Raw genomic sequence first — 16,512 nt, forward strand, 5'->3', positions numbered from 1 at the left:
CGATGCGATACGAAACCATCAAGGTCAACGAAGCAAATCGCGTGGCGACCGTCACGCTCGCGCGGCCCGACGTGCGCAACGCGTTCAACGAGACGACGATCGCCGAGCTCACCACCGCGTTCGAGTGGCTCGATGCGCACGCCGGCGTGCGCGCGGTCGTGCTCGCGGCGGAAGGCGCGGCGTTCTGCGCAGGCGCGGACCTGAACTGGATGAAGAAGATGGCCGGTTACTCGGACGACGAGAATCGCGCCGATGCGCGCAAGCTCGCGCGGATGCTCGAGGCGATCCATCGCTGCGGGAAGCCGGTGATCGCGCGCGTGCACGGCGACGCGTATGCGGGCGGCGTGGGCCTCGTCGCGGCGGCCGACATCGCGATCGCCGCCGAAGGTGCGAAGTTCTGCCTCTCCGAAGCGCGGCTCGGGCTGATTCCGGCAACGATCGCGCCGTACGTCGTGCGCGCGATGGGCGAGCGCGCGGCACGTCGCTACTTCACGACGGCCGAAGTGTTCGACAGCGCGCGCGCCGCGTCGCTCGGCTTCATTCACGATGCCGTGCCGGCCGAGGCGCTCGACGAAACGGTCGCGAAGCTGGCCGCGACGCTCGTCGCGAACGGCCCCGATGCGGTGCGTGCGTGCAAGCGGCTCGTCGCCGACGTGGCCGGCCGGCCGCTCGACGCGACGCTGATCGAGCAGACCGCCGACTGGATCGCGCGGACCCGCGCCGGCGCTGAAGCGCGCGAAGGGATCGCGTCCTTCCTCGAGAAACGCACGCCTTCGTGGCGTGAATGACGGCGTGCCCCTAACTTTCCGGACGACACCGAAGCCATGTTCGACAAGATTCTGATCGCCAACCGCGGCGAAATCGCCTGCCGCGTCGCCGCGACGTGCAAACGTCTCGGGATCGCGAGCGTCGCCGTCTATTCCGACGCGGACGCGAACGCGAAGCACGTCGCAGCGTGCGACGAAGCCGTGCACATCGGCGGCTCGGCGGCCGCGGACAGCTACCTGCGCATCGAGCGCATCATCGAGGCCGCGCGCGCGACCGGCGCGCAGGCCATCCACCCGGGCTACGGTTTCCTGTCGGAGAACGAGGATTTCGCGCACGCGTGCGAAGCGGCCGGCATTGCGTTCATCGGGCCGCCGGTCGACGCGATCGCGGCGATGGGCTCGAAGGCCGCCGCGAAGGCGCTGATGCACGCGGCCGCGGTGCCGCTCGTGCCCGGCTATCACGGCGACGACCAGGATGCAGCCCACCTGCATCGCGAAGCCGACGCAATCGGCTACCCGGTGCTGCTCAAGGCGAGCGCGGGCGGCGGCGGCAAGGGCATGCGCGTGGTCGAGCGCTCCGAGGACTTTCCGGCGGCGCTCGCGTCGTGCCAGCGCGAGGCCGCGAGCAGCTTCGGCAACGATCGCGTGCTGATCGAGAAATACCTGACGCGCCCGCGTCACGTCGAGGTGCAGGTGTTCGGCGACACGCACGGCAACACCGTCTACCTGTTCGACCGCGACTGCTCGGTGCAGCGCCGTCACCAGAAGGTGCTCGAGGAAGCGCCGGCGCCGGGGCTGCATGAAGACGTGCGCCAGGCGATGGGCGAGGCGGCTGTCGCGGCCGCGCGTGCGGTGAATTACGTCGGCGCGGGCACCGTCGAATTCATCATGACGGGCGAAGCGTTCTACTTCATGGAAATGAACACGCGCCTGCAGGTCGAGCATCCGGTCACCGAGATGGTCACGGGGCTCGATCTCGTCGAGTGGCAACTGCGCGTCGCGTCGGGCGAGCCGCTGCCGCTGCAGCAGGACGAACTGCGCGTGCACGGGCATGCGATCGAGGCGCGTCTCTATGCGGAGAATCCGGCGCGCGGCTTCCTGCCGTCCACCGGCACGCTGAAGCACCTGCGGCTGCCGGAAGGCGTCGAGTTCGCGATCGGCGCGTCAGTGCGCATCGACAGCGGCGTGCGCGAGGGCGACGCGATCACGCCGTTCTACGATCCGATGATCGCGAAGCTGATCGTGCACGGCGCGGACCGCGCGGAAGCGCTCGGCCGGATGCTGCGCGCGCTGCGTGCGTGCGAGGTGGTCGGCCTGCACACGAACGCCGCGTTCCTGCAGCGGATCGTCACCTGCGAGCCGTTCGCGATCGCCGATCTCGACACGGGCCTGATCGAGCGCAATCACGATGCGCTGTTCGCGCCGCAACGGCCGCCGCGCGCGACGCTCGCGCTGGCCTGCGCGGCGCTGCTCGCGCGCGAACGCGACGCGGCCGCACGGCAAGGCGCGTCGCCGTGGCGTGCGCTGCCGGACTGGCGGCTGAACGGCGGCTATCGCCGCACGCTCGAGTGGCATGCGCCCGAACGCGAAGCGGACGTGACGGTCACCTACGAGGACGACGGCGGCAGCACGCGCCTCGCCACCGGCGACGCGGCCGCGCAGCCGTTCGCGTGGACGCGCGGCGCAACGCCGCTCGACTTCGACGTGACGCTCGACGGCGTGCGCAGCAGCGGCCGCGTGTACGCCGACGGCGACAGTTTCCACGTGTTCACGCAGGGTGTCGCCGAGACCTTCGAATGGCGGAACGTGCTTGCGCACGCGGGCGATGCCGAGCATGGCGGCGGCCGCCTCACTGCGCCGATGCCCGGCAAGGTGATCGCGGTGCTGGTCGAGCCGGGCCAGAAGGTCGAGGCCGGCACGCCGCTGATCGTGATGGAGGCGATGAAGATGGAGCACACGATCGGCGCGCCGGGCGCGGGCGTCGTCGCCGAAGTGCTGTACGGCGTCGGCGACCAGGTCGCGGATGGCGCGCAGCTGCTGATGATGGCTGAAGGCTGACCGGGGCGTGCGTCGCACACGGGCCGGCGTGGCGCCTCGCGGTGCGACGCCGGCCTTGTCGCATCTGGCGCATGGCGGCGCGCATGGCGTCCCGTGCGGTGCGCCCGGTCGCCAACCCGGGCAGTCGGCATCGCGTATGACCATGCATGACAGTCTGGCGGCCGGCGTTCCGCTAGACTGGCGGATTGCTCGCGCGGCCGCTTGCCCCGCGCTACACTGCGTCCATTCAACTTCCCACCCCGCCGACGATGACGTCTCCTGTCCTGAACGGCCTGCGCATCGGTATCACGATCGGACTGCGCACCCCCGACGAAAGCCTGTGGATCAACGGTATCAAGCAGAACGCGCTGTTTCTCGCGAAGCTGCTGATGGCGTCGCCGCATGGCTACCACGTGACGCTGGTCAACACGACCGACGTGCCGCTGACCGACGCGCTGCCGTGGGATCGCACCGTGTACGACACGCGCGCGTTCGCGGACATGAAGGATGCGCTCGACGTGGTGATCGAACTCGGCGGCCAGATCGACGCCGCGCAGACGGCCTACCTGAAGGCGCGCGGCGCGAAGATCGTCAGCTACTGCTGCGGCGTCGAGTACATCAACGCGATGGAATCGATGCTGTTCGGCCGCCGGTTGTGGGATTCGCTGTTCATCAACCGCGGCTACGACGAGGTGTGGGCGATTCCGCAGATCGCGCCGTCGTCGCTGCCGTTCCTGCAGTCGCTGCGCCGCTGCCCGGGGCGCGTCGTGCCGTTCGTGTGGGATCCGATGTTCCTCGACGCGCGAGCGGTATCGCTGCCCGAGCACGGCGAGTACCGCCCGCGCAGCGAGCCGGGCAAGCGGCTTACGGTGATGGAGCCGAACCACAACGTCGTGAAGTTCTGCGTGTACCCGATGCTGATCATCGACGAAGCGTATCGCCGCGATCCCGATGCGATCTGCTTCACGCACGTGACTAACGCGGACCGGCTCGCGCATGACAGCCCAGAGTTCGTGATGCTGATGAACTACCTGGACATCGTGCGCGCCGGCAAGGCGAGCTTCGTCGGTCGTTTCGACACGCCGCTGTTCCTGGCCGACCTGACCGACATCGTGGTGTCGCATCAATGGTCGAACCCGCTCAACTACTTCTATTTCGACGTGTGCTGGCAGGGCTATCCGCTTGTGCACAACGCGAGCCTCGCACCTGATCTCGGCTACTACTACCCGGACAACGACGTGCAGAAGGGCACGGAAGCGCTGTTGCACGCGCTGCACACGCACGACGACGACTGGCAAGGCTACACGCGGCGCCAGCGCGAGATCCTCGGCCGCTATACGTCGGCGAACCCCGCGCTCGTCGCCGAATACGATGCGCTGCTCGCGAACCTGATCGGCGCGACGGCGGCTTAAGGTTGCGCGTTGCCGCATGCCGTCATCCGGATTGGCCGCAGCAATGTCTGAAGAAATGATGCCATTAAAAAAGAAACCGTCGAACCGGGGAGATTCGACGGTTTTTAAGGCACGAATTTGACGGCTCCGAGGGAAGTCCGTCAGAAATTATTTTAGAGGTTAACAAGTAAGAAAGATTGTTAAACATCTTTCAATCGGTGGTCGTCGCGTAATTCGACTCGATATTATCGTATCTGACTGGTCTGATTAATATTCGAGTATTATCAATATCGTTTCAAACGATCAAATTGAATTCTGCGGAGACCGAATGCGCCGAACCGAGCCATGGCGGCACAACGTGCGGAAGGTTGCGGCGACTCCGGGCGGTGGGGCCGGACAGGGTTTCGCCGACGGATATTTATCATACAAAACACCAAACATCCGATTTTTGAAACGAGTCTTGCGGTAATCTGAATCGCCGGGCGGGTGGGGAAAATAAGCGATATAGATTGGCGCTTTGCGGGCGATTTTGTGTAATCTGCCGCACTGTTGTCGATGTGCGTGCGTGGTGTATTTTCTGCGTTTGAATATCGTTGACAATATCGGGTTTGACGGCGCACCGAAATAAAAAGTACGCTCCCGGAAAAGATCGAAACAAGAGGATGGGCCGGGTAGGCGGTGGTGCGTGTCGTGGTCGGCTCGCGCCATATGAATCGAGAGCGCGGGCCGTCGTCGGCGGTCCGACATTTGCCGGAGCGCCGGATGAATGCGGTCGAACCTCGCCTTGCGGCGAATAGCGTAGCGAATCGGGACGAGATCGATCTCGTGTTCGGCGCGCATGACGATCACCCCGACCTTGCGTCGGTACGCAGTTTCGTCGAAAGCCGGCTCGGATTCGCGCGCGAGCCGGTCTGCCGCGCCGACCTGTCGGGCGGCGTGCTGTATCACGAATGCCTCGCGCGGCTGCGCTGGGGATCGCGCGAGGCGTTGCCGCCGCTCGCGTTCCTGCCGCGCCTCGAATCGCTCGGGCTGATGCGCTGGTTCGACCGGCTCGTGGTGGGCCGGACGATCGACGCGCTGCGTGCCGATCCGAAGGCCGTGTACGGCTGCAACGTCGCGGCGATGAGCGCGGTGGTGGACGACGCGTGGCTGGCCATTTTCAGGCGGCTCGAGCGCGAGCCGTCGGTCGCGGCGCGGCTGGTCGTCGAGATCACCGAGACGGGGCCGCTGAATCCCGTCGCGGGCCGATCGTTCGTGAACCGGTTTCGCCAGACCGGGTGCCGTGTCGCGATCGACGACTTCGGCGTCGGCTTCAGCGCTCTGAACAACCTGGTGGTCGGCAACCCCGATATCGTGAAGCTCGACAGGTCGGTCCTGTCGCTGATCAAGCGCAACGCGATCGGGCGCTACCAGTTTCGCCGGCTGATCGCGTTCGCGCACGAAAGCGCGCGGCACGTCGTCGTCGAAGGCGTGGAGAACGAGATCGACCGGCAGATCATCCTGGATTCCGGTGTCGCCTGGGCACAGGGCATCCGCTTTACATGGCGGTCACCGGCCGCCGCATGACACCGTGGCGCGGGCACGGCGTGCCGGCACAGGGCAACGAAGGATCGGAAAGGGGCGTGGGTATGGCGACGACGAAAGCCGGGCACGGAACGGGCACACGGGCGGCCGATGCGTGCGAACTCGTCGCGATCGCCGAACTGGCAGACATGCTGTGGCAGCTCGGCGCCGAATCGACCGATGCGCGGTTCGACGTCGCGCCGTATCTCGATGGCCTGAAGGCCGTTGCGTACCGTATTCACCGGATGACGCCGCTCGACGCCGACGGCCGCGAACTCGCGGCGCGGCACTACTATGCCGGCGTGTTTGCGGGTGCCTGCGGCGACGATTCGGCAATTGCGCGCGGTGTATCCGGCAGCCTCGCTCGGCACGTCGGCCAGGCCAGCCGTGCCGCGCTCCGCTGTTTCGCCGGGCTCGCGCGGATCGGACGCCGGCATGGGCGCCTGTTTGCCACGCACGGCGGCGACGGTGGGCCGCCCTGGCGTCAGCTCGCGCGCCGCGCCTGACCGGCCGATCACGGGCGTGCGGCGCCCGCCAGGCACCCCGTCAGTCTTTTCCGAATTCCCCGAGCACGAGCGCCAGCGCGCGATCGACAGCATCGTCCCATTGGCCCGGATGCGCGGCGCGCACGATCCGGATGCCCGGATACAGCGCGGTACGCGAGCCGGTTTCCCAGCGCGCATCGGCTTTCGGGCTCAGCAGCAGGACCGCGGGCACACCCAGCGCGCCGGCCAGGTGGATGTGCGCGGTACAGGTGGTGACCACGGCATCCATCGCGAGCATCAGCGCGGCCAGATCGCTGAAATCGCCGATCGCGTGATGCGGGAACGTGACCGGCAAATCCGACGGCTCGGCGTGCGCGGCGATGTCGCGGTTGATGCAGTACGCGGCATGGCCATGCAGTCGCGCCAGTGGCGCGAGATCGCGCAGGCTGGCCGCGCGCAGGAAGCGCGCATCGCTTTCGTCGCGGCCGCGCCAGTTGAGGCCGATGCGGCGCGTGCCCGGTGCGTTGCCGTCGCGCGCGACGCGTTCGCGCCAGGCGGCCGCCCGTTCGGGCGGACACGACAGGTACGCGGCCGGCGCGCCGGCCGGTGCAGGCGCATAGCCGAACTGCGCGGCCAGCACCAGGAACGAACACCAGTAGTCGTGCGCAAGCTGCGACGTGTCGACCCACGCGCCGTGCGCGCCGACGAATTCGATGCGTGGGAACGTATGGCGCATCAGACTGGCCAGCGCGGCGGGGACGATGACCGTCACCGCCGCGCAGCCGAGCGCGTCGAGCGTATGCAGGTAGCGTGCGTACTGGAGCTGGTCGCCGACACCGCCGTAGCTGATCACGAGCAGCCGCTTGCCGTGCAGCGGCTGGCCGTCGTAAAGCCGTTCGATCGGCAGCCCGAACTGCGCGGCGGTCAGCACGTTCTCGCTGGCGATGGTCGCGCGCGCCGCTTCGTCGCGCCGGCCGGCACGCAGCAGCAGCGCCGAGCGCGCGAGTTCGACACGCCCGCGCAGCGCGTCGGGCAGCGCGGCCGGGTCGCCGATGCGTTCGAGTGCCGCGAGCCCGGCGTCGGGCGCGCCGGCGAAGCCGTAGCACGACGCGAGCTGGAACGCGATCGCATCGTCGTCGAGGCCCCGGCCGCGCGCGCGCAGCCAGTGGCCGATCGCATGGCCCCATTCGCAGCGTGCCTCGTGTTCGAGCGCGCGGTTCCAGTGCGTTTCGGGCGGGTCGGTCTCGGCGGCCGCGACGGCATTCGCGTCGTCATGTGCACGAGCGGATGCACCGCCGATCGGCTCGCCCGAGATGAACAGGCGCTGCCGGTCCCAGCGCGGGTTCGGCACGCACAGCAGATTCGGTCCGTCGAGCCGGTAGAACGTGTAATCGAGGCCGGCGAACGTATCGATGACGCGTGCGTCATCCGCGTCCCGGTATGCGATCCAGCACCACGGCAGATGCGTTTCGATCGACTGGCGTGCACCGTGCAGCGCGTCGATCTCCATTCCATCGATGTCGAGCTTCAGGAAATCGAGGCGCGGCAGGCCGAGCGAATCGAGCCTGACCGTCGGGGCCGGCGTGCCGTCGGCCGCGGGCGCGTCGACATGTGCGGCCGGTTCGGCGTCGGCGGGCCGTTCGTCGTCGACGTCGGGCACCGTCATCGTGCCGTTGCGGCTCGCGAGCCCCATGTTCAGCAGATGAAGGTTCTGGATCTGGTTGAGCGCGACGGTGCCGCCGAGCGCGTGGAACAGCGTGCGCCGCGGCTCGAACGCATGAACGTGGCCGCCGCGTTCGCGCAAGCGCTGCGCGATCGGCACGCAGACAAGTCCCGCATTCGCCCCACCGTCCACCGCGATCGCGCCGTCGGGCAACTGGTCGATCACCTGCATGATCGCGTCGAGCTCGGCCTGGTTGTGCGGCCGGCCGGTCTTGATCAGCGCGTCGGCTTGCCGTGTGTTGCGCCGGTCGATGACGAACGGGCCGTGGACCGAATCGATCACGACGAAGTTGCGGACGGTTTGCTTCATGAGCCGATGGCGGACGGATGCGCTCAGCCGAGCGCGCGCCCGGCGAACAGGCGCTGGATCTGCTCGGAATACGCGCGGACGTTGTGGTCGGCGAGCGTGTCGACCTGCTGCAGACAGCGGCGGGCCGCTGCGGCGTAATCGTCGAGCCGTGCGTCGTGTGTTTGCGCGGCGGTCGCGATCGCGCGCGCCGCGTCGAAGATCTCGAAGTCCGGGTAGTAATAGCCGACGTCGCGCAGGAACGGCGAGTTGTGCACGAGCGGGTAGTTGCCGTATAGCGCGTCGTACAGCAGGTAGTTCAGGCCGTTTTCCCAGTGGTGCGACACGACGATGTCGGTGTGATGCGCGGCCCACGCGACGAACGGCGCGCGCACGTCGGCCGTCGCCTTGCCGTCGCGCACCATCTCGAGCCCGAGCGCGAGATGCTTGAAGGCGACGTTTTCCTTCTTGTCGAACGTGTTGGTCATGTACACGTGCTCGACGAGCTCCGGGTGCTCGACGTAGCACGCGTTCGCGGCCAGCATCGGCACGATCGAACTCTTCACGACGTTCAGGTTCGGTTCGAAGAACGCGATGCGCTTGGCCGGGCCGTGATTGCGGTAGCCGAAGCGCGCCTTCAGTTCGGGATCGGCGTCGAGGCTGCGTTCGATGAAGTACGGCGACCAGATGTGCGGCAGTTCGATCACCGGTGCGCGATACACGGCCTGAAAGTAGGCCGCGCACGTGTGCATGTGCTGCGGGTTGGTCCAGATCTCGTCGAATTGCACGCGGTTCGGGTTCGGCCGCCAGTTGTTCTTCTCGAAGTTGATCGTCTCGACCGCGATTACGTAGTCATTGCCGAAGCGGTACGACACGCACTTGCCGCCGCGCTGGCGCACCGCGTCCGTGTGCGACGGATCGATGAACGCGTTCATCTCGATCAGCAGGTCGGTCTGGTGGACGATAGACGACAGCGGCCGCAGCGCGTCGCCGAATGCGTCCATCATCAGCGCCTGCGGGTAGTCGGTGATGCCGTCGTCGTGCGCGAGCCACACCTCGCCGATCAGCGGCGAGCGTTTCAGCAGCATGTACAGGTACACGCAATGCTGGTTCGCGCCGTTGTACCAGATCGACTGCGTCGCGTCGCGCTGAACGTTCATCGTAATCGCGACATTGATTTTCATCGGCAGCTCCGGGCGGACGGTGCGCGGTTCAAGGCGTGTAGTTCTGCGACTGGCGCGGCACGTAGCCGGTCAGGTGCCAGCGGCCGTCGTCGTCGAGGCGAAAGCTCAGCTTTTCGTACACGGTCGTCCCGGTCGTGAGCGTCGTCGCATAGTCGACATTCGCATAAAGCCCGTCGGGAGTCGTCGATGAATTCGAGTAGCGAATCCGCGTGATCTGTGCCCAGCCGCGATGGCTGACCATGCCGACCGACTGGCGCGCGCGCTGCATGTCCAGGGCGAACTGCTCCTGCTTGATGTGCGCCTTCACGAACGCGGCGGAGTCGTTCCACACCGCGCCGTACTGGCCGGCGTCGAGCTGTTTGAAGACCGCATCGGCATCGCGCAGCAGCGCGTCGGCCGATTCGCCGCCGGATTGCGCGTGTGCACCGATCGCAATCGACGCGATGGCGCATCCGATCAGCCATTTCGTGCGGGAGAGGGGCGGGTATGCGTTCATGTCGGAGTCCGGAAGAGGCGGCGCGTCATGCGTCGCGATAGAGCGAGGCGATCGCGTCGGAATATGCGGCGACGTTGTCGGGGTTGTAGATGCTGACCGAGTCGAGCACGTGCTTCGATTGCTCGCGGTATGCGTCGAGGTTCGCATCGTGCTCGGCGAACGCCTGCAGCAGCGCGCGGCCGCCGGCCTGGCAATCGAAATCCGGATAGAAATACCCGGCCTTGCCGAGGAACGGCGAGTTGTGGATCAGCGGATAGTCGCCGTACAGCAGTTCGTAATACAGGTAGTTCTGCGCGTTTTCCCACGTGTGCGATACCACCGCGTCGCCGTAGGCGGCCATGAACTCGTACACGGCATAGCGGCTCTCGAACGTCGTGATCCCGTGGTTGACGATGTCGAGGCTCTTCGCGAAGTGGACGAACGTCGCGTGTTCCTTCAGGTGCAGCGTGTTGCACACGCGCACGAACTCGAGGAATCCGGGCTTCGCGCGATACGCCTCCTCGGTCACCAGCATCGGGATGATGCTCGTCTTCACCATGCAGATGTTCGGCTCGAACATCGTCACGCGCCAGCGCGGCTTGCCCGGTTGGTAGCCGAACGACAAACCGGCGCCGAGCGTCGCGCGTGCCTTGTCGAACAGCATCGGATGCCAGATGTGCGGGACGATCGTCACCGGCGCGCGCAGGCCCGTCTGGTAATAGTGCAGGCATGAGCGCTCGAATTCCGGAATCGTCCATACCGCGTCGTACGGCGCGCCCGAGAACAGGAAGCCCGACGGCTTGTCGAACATCGCCCGCTCGATGTCGATCACGTAGTCGTTGCCGACCCGCATCGTGACGACCTTGCCGCCGCGGTCGCTGAACGCGCGCAGGTAGTCGGCGCCGAACTGCGCGCTCATTTCGATCAGCACGTCGCAGCGCTCCAGCGCTTCGTCCATCGACAGCAGCGGGACGTCCCATTCGCCGAGCATCATCTGCGGATCGGCGAGCTGTTCGCCGCCGTTCACCATCACGGCTTCCGCGACGAGCGGCGACTGGCGTAGCAGCAGGATCAGCAGCAGGCAGTTCTGGAAGATGCCGTTTTCCCATAGCGACTGGCCGGCGCCGCGCACGAACAGCGATACGCCGACGACGAGACGCTTGCCCTCACCGGGCGCTCGACGGGCTTTGGAGTCCGACATGCGTATGCTCCGGTTCAGGCGACCAGGCGCGCGACGAACGCGTCCAGGTTCGCGGGGTTATCGATCGAGACCGACTGCAGCAGCCGGTCGGCTTTCGCACGATAGTCGTCGAGCCGCTCGTCGTGATGCAGCCATGCATCGCGCAGCGCCTGGCCACCGCCGGCGGAATCGAAATCCGGGTAGTAGTAGCCGGCGTCGCCGAGCAGCATCGAGTTGTGGATCAGCGGATAGCCGCCGTAGAGCACGTCGTAGTACAGATAGTTCTGCGCGTTTTCCCAGTGGTGCGACACGACGGCGTCCGCGTGGCGCGCCATGAAGCCCGGCAGGTCGATGCGCGGCTCGAACGTCGCCTTGTGCTGGCGCACGAGGTCGAGGCTGTTCGCGAAGTGCACGAACGTCGGATGTGCCTTCATCTGCATCGAGTTGACGACGAACAGATGCTGCACCGCGTCCGGTTGTGCGCGGTAGAACTCGTCGCACGCGAGCATCGGGTAGTGGCACGACTTCACGACCGAGATGTTCGGCTCGAGCGTGGCGAGATTCCATGGACGACGGCCGGGCCGATAGCCGAACGTCAGGCCTTCGCTCGCCAGCGCGGCGATGCGGCGATCGAGGAAGTACGGCGACCAGATGTGCGGCATCAGGTGCACCGGCGCGCGCAACAGGGTTTGCAGCATCGGCGCGCCGGTCTTCGCGTACTGCGGCAGCAGCCATACCTCGTCGAACGGCGCACCGTTGAAAACATGTCCCGACGGCTTGCCGAAGATCGGCGTTTCGCATACGCCGGCATATACGTGGCCGCAGAAGAACGCAGCGATCTTCTTGCCGAGTGCATTCATGTGCCGGAGCCATTCGACCGGCAGTTGCGCGCCCATCTCGATCACGACGTCGAGTTCGTGCGTGACGTCGGCAGGCTTCACGAGCGGCACGTCGAGACCGTCGAGGTCGAGGCCGGTCGGCAGTGCGTTGGCGTCGCCGCCATTCAGGAAATAGACGGGGCCGACGCGATCGGAGCGCTTGAGCATCATCGCGAGGAACGCGATGTTCTGGTGAATGCCGTTTTCCCAGATCGCCTGGCCGTCCCGCGCAAACAGCGAGATGCCGACGGCCGGCCGTTGCTTGCGGGTGCCGCTCGAGGCGGCTTGATTGATGTCCGTCACCGGTTGGTTTCCTCTGCGGCGTCGTTTGTCCGGCCGTGGCCGCGAAACGGCGCGCCGTGGATTGTCGTGGTCGCGTTCGCGCCGGCGCGCACTGGAATGCGCGTCGAGCGGCGTGGATCGCGATGCGGCCGCCGGATTCCGGAATGTCGTCGGGCGCGTCTGGCACCGCACGCGACGCGGGCGGAACGCCACGGCAGCTGTGTGCGGCGATTGTGGCACGGAAGGTGCCGTTTTGTGGAGGGGGCTGACGAACTTTGACATAGCCGCCGGCGCGGTAGCCGGGGCCCCGGCGAAGCGGGGTCGACGGGGGCAGCAGGGTGCCGGCGGGGCAACTGCGCCTTGCCGGTGAGGGCCGTCGCGAGCAGGCGCGGGGGGCGCACGAGCCCGCGACGGCCGGCTGCTCAGCGCTGCAGCGAGATCTCGACGCGGCGGTTGCTCGCGCGGCCTTCGGCCGTCGCGTTGGACGCGACCGGGTCGGCGCTGCCGCGGCCCGTGACCGATACGGACTGCGCTTTCAGCCCGTGCGCCTTCAGGTAGCTTGCGACGGTTTCCGCGCGGCGTTTCGACAGCGCGAGATTGGCGGCGTCGCTGCCGACCGAATCTGTATGGCCGGTGACCGTCACCTGCGTGTACGTGCGGTCTTCGCGCTCGCTCAACAGCTTGTCGAGCGACGCGCGCGCGGCCGGCGTGAGCGTGGCCAGGCCCGTCGCGAACAGCGCGTCGCCCGCGAGGTTCACATGTTCGACCGCGGCGGGCGCGGGCGCCGGCTCGACGGCCGACGCCGCTGCGGCCGGCGCGGCACCGCACTGGAATACGAGCGTCGCGGGATCCGAGCCGTCGCGCAGCGCACGGGCCGAGTCGACGGTGCGCACCGGCTGGTCGCCGCAGATCTTGCGAGCAGCCTTCATGCAAGTCTGCGGGCCGGACAGCAGTCCGTGGCAGTCCACCTGGAAGGTGCGCACGCCGTCGCGCGGCTGCAGTTCGGATGCGCTGAAGGTCGGGCCGGATGCGGTCGAGCACGCGGCGAGGGCCGTCGCGGAAAGCGCGAGCGCAAGAGCAAGTTTGTTCACGATTACGTCCTCAATGCCTGGGTTGACTGAAGCCCGCCACGCGTTGCGCAGCGGGCTCGTCCTGCCGTCGGGGCCGCCCGGTGCCGTCCGGCTCGTGAGCCGGCGGCGTGGCGGCGCGACGGGTTACTTCCACTGGTACAGCATGCCGGCGCCGATCACCTTCTGACCGCCGCTGAAGCCGCCATTGATCGATGCCTTCAGGTTCTCCGTGATGCGCGCCTGCATGTTGACCGCCATCGCCTTCTGACCCAGGAACGACGCGGTGCCGACACCCATCCCGAAGTTGGCGTCGCGATCGAGCTGCGGGATCGACGCCATCGCGCCGACGGCCGCGATACCCTGCTTCGCCATCTGGTCGGTCTGCTGCAGTTGCGAACCCAGCGAGTTGATCTGCGCCTGCTGGCCCGACAGTGCCGTCGACAGTGTCGTCTGCACCTGCGTCAGCTGGTTCACGTTCACCGCGTCCGTGCCTTGCGTACCCGGCGCGACGTTCGTGATCTGGCGCTGCTGCGTGTCGCTGCCGACCGACACCACGTTCGAACGGCCGCCGTCGTTCGAATTCGCGCCGATCGCCACCGAGTTCGAGCCGGCGGTGACCGTCGGCCGGTCGGAGCCGGTGCCGTTCATGTCGGCCGCGACGGCGGTGCTGTTCAACGATCGCGTGTTGTTGTTGTTGATCGTGGTCGACAACTGGCTCACCTGATCGCCGAGATTCGTCACGCCGGTCGACAGCGAGGCCACCGTGCTGTTCGTCGTGCTCAGGCCGGTCGACAGCGAGCCGATGCCGGTCGACGTCGACGTGGACAGCGACGTGAGGTTGCTGTTCGTCGAACTGAGGCCCGTCGACAGCGAGTTGATCGCCGTCGAGGTCGACGTGGACAGCGACGTCAGCGAGCTGTTGGTCGAGCTCAGGCCCGTGGACAGCGAACCGATGCCGGTCGACAGCGACGAGATGTTCGACGCGGTCGACGTGGACAGGCTGTTGACCGCCTGGTTCGTCGCGTTGAGCTGGCTGCCGTTGATCGCGTCCGTGCTGGTGGCCGATACCTGGCCTGCCGCGACGTTCGTGATCTGACGCGTGGCGCCCGTGGCTGCGTCGCCGACGCTGACCACGCCTACTGGCGAGGTGCCCGCGAAGAAGTACGTGACGCCGCCGATCGTGGCGCTCGACGTGCCCACCGCGGTACCCGTGACCGAGTTCGCGCCGAGGGCGATCGAGTTGGCGACGTTCGCCGTGGCGTTCGTGCCGAAGGCGAGCGCGTCGGCGGCCGTAGCCTTGGCACCCGAGCCGTAGGCCTGTGCGCCGGTGGCGCTGGCCGTGGCCTGGTTGCCCAGCGCGATCGTGTTGTCCGCGGTGGCCTGATTCGAGTTGCCGAGGGCGAGCGCGCTGTTGCCGGTGGCCGTGTTCGCGTTGCCGAGCGCCACTGCGCCGGTGCCAGTCGCCGTGTCGTTCGCGCCCATCGCCACCGCGCCGGTGCCCGTTGCGATGCTCGGGTCGCCGATCGCGACTGCGCCGTCGCCGCTCGCCGTGTTGCCGGAGCCGATCGACACCGCCTTGCCGCCGGTGGCCGATGCGTTCTGGCCGATGGCGACCGCGCCGGTCGATGCCGCGTTCGAGCCGTCGCCGACCGCGACGCTGCTGGCGCCTGCTGCGCTGGCGTTCACGCCGGCTGCGAGCGAGTTGACGCCCGTCGCGCCGTTGTTGGCGTAGTTGCCTTGCTGCGTGCCGTTGTCGTTGACGCTGTAGTAGTGCGTCTTCGCGGCTTCGATCGCGGTCGACGTCGAGGTGGACAGCGACGTGATCGAGCTGGTTGCCGACGACAGGCCCGTCGAGGTCGACGTGGACAGCGACAGGATCGTGCTGGTGGCCGTCGAGAGACCGGTCGACGTGGAAGTCGACAGCGAACTGATCGAGCTGGTTGCCGACGACAGGCCGGTCGAGGTCGAAGTCGACAGCGAGCTGATCGAGCTCGTCGCCGACGAGAGGCCGGTGGACGTCGAAGTCGAGAGCGACGCCACCGAGCTGTCGGTCGAGCTCAGGCCCGTGGACAGCGACGTGACGCTGCTTGCGGTCGACGTGGACAGCGACGTGAGCGTGCTGTTGGTCGAGCTGAGGCTGGTGGACAGCGAGCCGATCGAGCTGGTCGCGGACGACAGGCCGGTCGAGGTCGACGTGGACAGCGACGAGATCGAGCTGGTTGCCGACGAGAGGCCGGTCGACGTGGATGTCGACAGCGAAGCGACCGAGCTGTCGGTCGAGCTCAGACCCGTGGACAACGAGTTGATGCCGGTCGAAGTCGACGTGGACAGCGACGAGATCGAGCTGGTTGCCGACGAGAGGCCGGTCGACGTGGAAGTCGAGAGCGAAGCCACCGAGCTGTCGGTCGAGCTGAGGCCCGTGGACAGCGAGTTGATGCCCGTCGAGGTCGACGTGGACAGCGACGAGATCGAGCTGGTTGCCGACGAGAGGCCCGTCGACGTGGAGGTCGACAGCGATGCCACCGAGCTATCGGTCGAGCTGAGGCCGGTGGACAGCGAGCTGATGCCGGTCGAGGTCGACGTGGACAGCGAGCTGATCGAGCTGGTTGCCGACGAGAGACCGGTCGACGTGGAAGTCGACAGCGAAGCCACCGAGCTGTCGGTCGAGCTCAGCCCCGTGGACAACGAGCTGATGCCGGTCGACGTCGACGTGGACAGCGAGCCGATGGAGCTGGTTGCCGACGAGAGACCCGTCGACGTGGAGGTCGACAGCGATGCCACCGAGCTATCGGTCGAGCTAAGCCCCGTCGACAACGAAGTGATGCCGGTCGAAGTCGACGTGGACAGCGAGCTGATCGAGCTGGTTGCCGACGAGAGGCCGGTCGAGGTCGAGGTGGACAGCGACGAAATCGAGCTGGTTGCCGACGAGAGGCCGGTCGACGTGGAGGTCGACAGCGAAGCCACCGAGCTGTCGGTCGAGCTGAGGCCGGTCGACAGCGAGCTGATGCCGGTCGAAGTCGACGTGGACAGCGAGCTGATGGAGCTGGTTGCCGACGAGAGGCCCGTCGACGTGGAAGTCGACAGCGAAGCCACCGAGCTGTCGGTCGAGCTGAGGCCCGTGGACAACGAGCTGATGCCGGTCGAGGTCGACGTCGAGAGCGACGAAATCGAGCTGGTTGCCGACGAGAGACC

The 16,512-nt window shown here is 67.1% G+C and carries 13 protein-coding genes; 5 read left to right on the top strand and 8 right to left on the bottom strand.

Translation table 11 applies throughout. The annotated features are described in order from the left end of the window. Window positions 1-2 precede the first annotated feature (2 nt). The 3 genes from BTE28158_RS31080 to BTE28158_RS31090 all read left to right on the top strand — a co-directional run bounded on the left by BTE28158_RS31080 (window position 3) and on the right by BTE28158_RS31090 (window position 4,216). Window positions 3-788, top strand: a complete 786-nt coding sequence (locus tag BTE28158_RS31080) for an enoyl-CoA hydratase/isomerase family protein (protein ID WP_124629762.1) — start codon at window positions 3-5, stop codon at window positions 786-788. Between the two features lie 36 nt (window positions 789-824). Then, entirely contained in the window at window positions 825-2,825 is a 2,001-nt protein-coding gene (locus BTE28158_RS31085) for an acetyl/propionyl/methylcrotonyl-CoA carboxylase subunit alpha (protein ID WP_124629761.1), read from the top strand. Between the two features lie 248 nt (window positions 2,826-3,073). Beyond that, complete coding sequence (locus BTE28158_RS31090) at window positions 3,074-4,216, top strand: DUF2827 domain-containing protein (RefSeq protein ID WP_151052392.1); 1,143 nt, start codon at window positions 3,074-3,076, stop codon at window positions 4,214-4,216. A gap of 282 nt (window positions 4,217-4,498) precedes the next feature. Here the strand turns inward: BTE28158_RS31090 and BTE28158_RS31095 are convergent, their stop codons facing one another. Further along, complete coding sequence (locus tag BTE28158_RS31095) at window positions 4,499-5,035, bottom strand: hypothetical protein (protein ID WP_170296492.1); 537 nt, start codon at window positions 5,033-5,035, stop codon at window positions 4,499-4,501. Here BTE28158_RS31095 and BTE28158_RS31100 point away from each other — a divergent pair. Together BTE28158_RS31100 and BTE28158_RS31105 are read left to right on the top strand one after the other, a co-directional pair. After that, window positions 4,958-5,761 (top strand): EAL domain-containing protein, encoded by an 804-nt coding sequence (locus tag BTE28158_RS31100; RefSeq protein WP_151052393.1) that lies wholly within the window; start codon window positions 4,958-4,960, stop codon window positions 5,759-5,761. The two genes, BTE28158_RS31095 and BTE28158_RS31100, sit on opposite strands and share 78 nt — an antisense overlap. A 62-nt stretch (window positions 5,762-5,823) precedes the next feature. Then, entirely contained in the window at window positions 5,824-6,264 is a 441-nt protein-coding gene (locus BTE28158_RS31105) for a hypothetical protein (RefSeq protein WP_151052395.1), read from the top strand. A 40-nt stretch (window positions 6,265-6,304) separates the two neighbouring features. Here BTE28158_RS31105 and BTE28158_RS31110 read toward each other — a convergent pair whose 3' ends face one another. The 7 genes from BTE28158_RS31110 to BTE28158_RS31140 form a co-directional block, all read right to left on the bottom strand. Next, a complete protein-coding gene (locus BTE28158_RS31110; RefSeq protein ID WP_174920272.1) occupies window positions 6,305-8,275 on the bottom strand; it encodes an FkbM family methyltransferase in 1,971 nt (656 codons plus the stop codon). Window positions 8,276-8,298: 23 nt separating this feature from the next. After that, a complete protein-coding gene (locus tag BTE28158_RS31115; protein WP_059532471.1) occupies window positions 8,299-9,435 on the bottom strand; it encodes a DUF2827 family protein in 1,137 nt (378 codons plus the stop codon). Between the two features lie 28 nt (window positions 9,436-9,463). Continuing rightward, window positions 9,464-9,931: a DUF4019 domain-containing protein gene (locus BTE28158_RS31120; RefSeq protein ID WP_059599728.1), complete on the bottom strand. Its 468-nt coding sequence runs from the start codon at window positions 9,929-9,931 to the stop codon at window positions 9,464-9,466. Between the two features lie 25 nt (window positions 9,932-9,956). Then, entirely contained in the window at window positions 9,957-11,111 is a 1,155-nt protein-coding gene (locus BTE28158_RS31125) for a DUF2827 domain-containing protein (protein ID WP_059599729.1), read from the bottom strand. A gap of 14 nt (window positions 11,112-11,125) precedes the next feature. Continuing rightward, window positions 11,126-12,271: a DUF2827 domain-containing protein gene (locus BTE28158_RS31130; protein WP_151052288.1), complete on the bottom strand. Its 1,146-nt coding sequence runs from the start codon at window positions 12,269-12,271 to the stop codon at window positions 11,126-11,128. A 401-nt stretch (window positions 12,272-12,672) separates the two neighbouring features. Continuing rightward, complete coding sequence (locus BTE28158_RS31135) at window positions 12,673-13,341, bottom strand: OmpA family protein (RefSeq protein WP_174920274.1); 669 nt, start codon at window positions 13,339-13,341, stop codon at window positions 12,673-12,675. Between the two features lie 123 nt (window positions 13,342-13,464). Continuing rightward, on the bottom strand, window positions 13,465-16,512 hold a 3,048-nt coding region (locus BTE28158_RS31140; protein ID WP_174920276.1), incomplete at its 5' end, for a YadA family autotransporter adhesin.

This window comes from Burkholderia diffusa (genome assembly GCF_902499115.1).
Classification (GTDB): domain Bacteria; phylum Pseudomonadota; class Gammaproteobacteria; order Burkholderiales; family Burkholderiaceae; genus Burkholderia; species Burkholderia diffusa.